Here is a 3,407-nt window from a genome sequence, read left to right on the forward strand (position 1 = left end):
CCGCCCGGGTGCCAAAGCTAATATGGGAATTAGCGCGCAGAACCAAATGCGCCCGGCTTCGTCCCATTCATTTCAACGTGAATCAAGGAGCATGCATGGCAGGCCATGAGGCAGCACACTGGAAGATCGAGGACCTGGATTTCTCCCGCATCGCGCGGCCGGAGGTCCGCCGGGACGAAAATCTCTTCTATCTCGTAGCCTGCGCCTCGTTCGTCGAAAGCGGCTCGGACCTGTACACCCAGAACCTGGTCGACTTCTTCCGCGGCGACGACGAGGTCACCGCCTGGCTCACCCACCAATGGGAAGCCGAGGAGCTGCAGCATGGCCGGGCCTTGCGCGCCTACGTGTCCCACGTCTGGCCCGAATTCGACTGGGAAGGCGCCTACCGCAGCTTCCTGGAGGAATACGCCACCTATTGCAAGGTGGAGCTGCTCGCGCCGACGCGCGGGCTCGAGCTGGCCGCGCGCTGCGTGATCGAGACCGGCACCGCCAGCTACTACCGGGCGCTGGCGCGCAGCACCACCGAACCGGTGCTGCGTGACCTGGCAAGCCGCATCGCGGCCGACGAGGTCAGCCACTACAAGCACTTCTACCGCTTTTTCCGGCGCTACCGGCAACAGGAAGGGCTGGGCCGCTTCCGCGTGCTGGGCACCATCGGCCGGCGCACGCTGGAACTCAAGAGCGAGGACGCCGACTGCGCCATCCGCCACGTGGTGCGCGCCCGCACCCCCGGGCGGGCCGCCGACACGGCCTACATCCAGCAGCTGAGCGCGCGCATGAACAGCACCGTGCGCACCCACCTGAGCCCGGGCGCCACGCTCAAGATGCTGATGCGGCCGCTGGAACTGCCGGCCGGCGTGCAGGCCGTGGTGCAATACCCGATCCGGCAGTTCATGGAGCACGTCTTCCTGCGCTGAGGGTTCACGACCGCAAACTTTCTTTGCAATTAGTGAAAAAATTCACACTTTTTGCCTCTTTCAAGTCTTCACTTGCGGGGCCGGGAAAGGGATGCTTCGCCCTTTGCCAACCAATGTGAGCGGAGCAATGGTCCATCAGGTCATTCACAACGCAACAGTCACGTTGCAGTTGTCCTTCTACTTGAGCGTCGACGAGAGGGTGGAGGCGCTTCGGGCAGCCGGCATACCGGTCGATGAAACGGGAAACGCGACAGCGGGCTACCTGTTCGTGCGAACCACGGGCCGCGTCGGCAAACGTAAGAATACCTACCGCTGGTTTGCCGCCGGCATCGGCGAAGAGGCCCAGGCCGGGAACATACAGCCCCAGCCGGCATGGGCCGAGGAACAGTTCGCGCATGCGGACGAGATCGATATCGGCGCCGACCTCGTCCCGGGTGCGCCGGTTGTGCCGGCTGCACCGGAGCTCGTGCCCGCCACCGTCGCATACCTGCGGCTGTGGAAGGAACTGGAGCAGCGCTCCCGCGACGCGGCGAGCGACCTGCACAGGAAGCAGATCGCCTACTTCCGCGACCTCGGGCCTGCGCCCGACGCGCTCGATCAGCAACTGAGGCAGGAGGCTGCGGAGGCGGCGAGCAAGTGCCTTGCAGCGGCACGGGGGCAGAACGAGCCTTCGGTTTTCCGGCGCTGACCCGGTGGCGCGCGGCGGGGYGATCTGCCCCGGGGCGCCTTCCCTTCACTGCCCTTCGCGCGCGAGCGGCTGTTCCGCGGTTTGCACGGCGGCAGCCAGCTGCTTTTCGGTGCGCCACCAAGCCAGCAGCCGGTCGAAGCTGCCGTCGAAGGCGCGATCCTGCAGTGCTTCGCCAATGAACGAGCAGCGCGCCGCGGATTCCATGTCCAGCATCTGGCGGGTCGCCGTGCGGTCGCAGGCCAGGTAGGCCTGCTTGAGTTCGGCAAGCGGCATCGAGGCGGGTTTGTCCATGCCGGGCTGCGCGGCTGCCATCGACGCGGCCAGGGCCAGCGGCACGGCCGCAAAAAGCATCATGCGGGAGCAATCGGGCTTCATGGCTCGCCTCCTCTCAAAAGCCCGGGGCGTCCGGCTCCGGCGCCTTGAGGGAAAGTGCCTGCTGCTGCTGCGAGAAGACCGCGCCGATGTAGCTGTCCAGGCGCTCCGCGGCCACCTTTGCGTCCACTGCCGCCACGACGTGGCCGGCCTCGGCACCCGCAGGCCCGGTCGATGGCTGGCCCTGCCCGCACCCGGTGCCGGCCGCGCCGAGTCCCAAGAGTGCTGCTGCGTGAAAGATCCTGAGGAAGTCCATGTCTGCTCCTGGTGATGTCGGCATTGCCTGGGGAATTACTCGCCCTCGACGCAGAACCAGTGCCAGCGCACCACGCGCTGCCCACAGTAGCGGTCGACGACGCGCGCGATCAGTTGCGCATTGCCGGACACATCCCGGCGCCTCTCCATCCAGATCAGGGCCTCGTAGAGATCGTCGGCCTCGCCGCTCGCGTCGTACCTGTCGAACAAGGCATTGGAGAGTTGCCAGTTCGAAAGCTCGTCCCCGCTGGCCGCTTCGTTGCGCAGCAGACCGAGCCTGGACGCTCCTGCAACGGCCGGCAGCGGCACCGCGGCCGGCCGCGCGGCCATGCTGCGCGGGGCCACGACGTTGGAAGGCGGACCGCCTGCCGCGAACGCCAGCAAGGCGCCGGAGGCCAGCGCCCCCGCAGCAAAGGAGCCGGCGAGCTGAATGACGCGGTCGTACATGGCGGGCTTCCTTGCGGCAACGGGATGCGCCAGCGTAGGCAATCCAAGCCGCCGCCGCGTCATCCGAAGCAATGAGGCCCGCCCTCGGGACTGACGGTAGAATCCGCGCCTGCTGCGGGTGTAGTTCAATGGTAGAACGGCAGCTTCCCAAGCTTCATACGAGGGTTCGATTCCCTTCACCCGCTCCACCAGCCCCGCACTCCTGCGCGGCCTGCACGCCGCTCACAGCCGCCGCGCAAGCTTCGACCGGCTCTCCTCGGTCCGCATCCTGTTGATCTCGGCCATCCCCTCCTTGGTGATGCGCTTCACGATGGCGTTGCGTGCGTTCTTGTATTTGCCCGAGCCGTCCAGCGCCGGCGCTATTTCAGCTTCGATCAGGCCCGTTGCCTTGAGGACCGACACGTGTCGAACGTCTTCGGGAGTCACTACTTTCTTGGGCAGCGGTACGTGCTGGAGGCTCATCAGGAAAGTCAAAGGCATGCGGATCCCTCGATTGGTGTTGTTGCCGAAATGTTCCTTCGCGTGAATTTCGAAAAAAGTCTTTCCCTGCCGCGTTGGCTTGTCGGACGCAAGCCAGCCGCGTTGTAGCGAAGACGCCAACTTAAGCACTAAAGCAAGGAGGCCCTCCGAAGCGGATCGGAAGGCCGGGGGCTCGGGCCGCCGAGGCTGGCGCAACCAGGGGGCCGAGTAACAGATGGAGATGGTACCTAGGTACCCACTATCCCGCC

Annotated in this window: 6 protein-coding genes and 1 tRNA gene; 3 read left to right on the forward strand and 4 right to left on the reverse strand. The window is 65.8% G+C overall.

All coding sequences use genetic code 11. The features are described from left to right. Window positions 1-95: 95 nt before the first annotated feature. Window positions 96-917: a ferritin-like domain-containing protein gene (locus AC1DOC_RS25395; protein WP_018904677.1), complete on the forward strand. Its 822-nt coding sequence runs from the start codon at window positions 96-98 to the stop codon at window positions 915-917. Window positions 918-1,044: 127 nt separating this feature from the next. Beyond that, complete coding sequence (locus tag AC1DOC_RS25400) at window positions 1,045-1,605, forward strand: hypothetical protein (protein ID WP_018904678.1); 561 nt, start codon at window positions 1,045-1,047, stop codon at window positions 1,603-1,605. Between the two features lie 45 nt (window positions 1,606-1,650). Here the strand turns inward: AC1DOC_RS25400 and AC1DOC_RS25405 are convergent, their stop codons facing one another. The 3 genes from AC1DOC_RS25405 to AC1DOC_RS25415 are packed head-to-tail and all read right to left on the reverse strand — an operon-like array spanning window position 1,651 to window position 2,679. After that, a complete protein-coding gene (locus tag AC1DOC_RS25405) occupies window positions 1,651-1,980 on the reverse strand; it encodes a hypothetical protein (RefSeq protein WP_038107161.1) in 330 nt (109 codons plus the stop codon). 13 nt (window positions 1,981-1,993) lie between these two features. Next, window positions 1,994-2,233, reverse strand: coding sequence for a hypothetical protein (locus AC1DOC_RS25410; protein WP_018904680.1), 240 nt, complete (start codon window positions 2,231-2,233; stop codon window positions 1,994-1,996). Between the two features lie 35 nt (window positions 2,234-2,268). Further along, the gene (locus AC1DOC_RS25415) at window positions 2,269-2,679 is read right to left on the reverse strand and encodes a hypothetical protein (protein ID WP_018904681.1); all 411 of its coding nucleotides are present in this window, start codon (window positions 2,677-2,679) and stop codon (window positions 2,269-2,271) included. A gap of 114 nt (window positions 2,680-2,793) precedes the next feature. On the opposite strand from AC1DOC_RS25415, the gene AC1DOC_RS25420 reads away from it, so the two are divergent. Continuing rightward, window positions 2,794-2,867 (forward strand) — tRNA-Gly (locus tag AC1DOC_RS25420). 34 nt (window positions 2,868-2,901) lie between these two features. Here AC1DOC_RS25420 and AC1DOC_RS25425 read toward each other — a convergent pair. Continuing rightward, window positions 2,902-3,407 (reverse strand): hypothetical protein (locus tag AC1DOC_RS25425; protein WP_478130741.1); only part of this gene is annotated, 506 nt, incomplete at its 5' end.

Source organism: Variovorax sp. 01T439_2 (assembly GCF_056398445.1).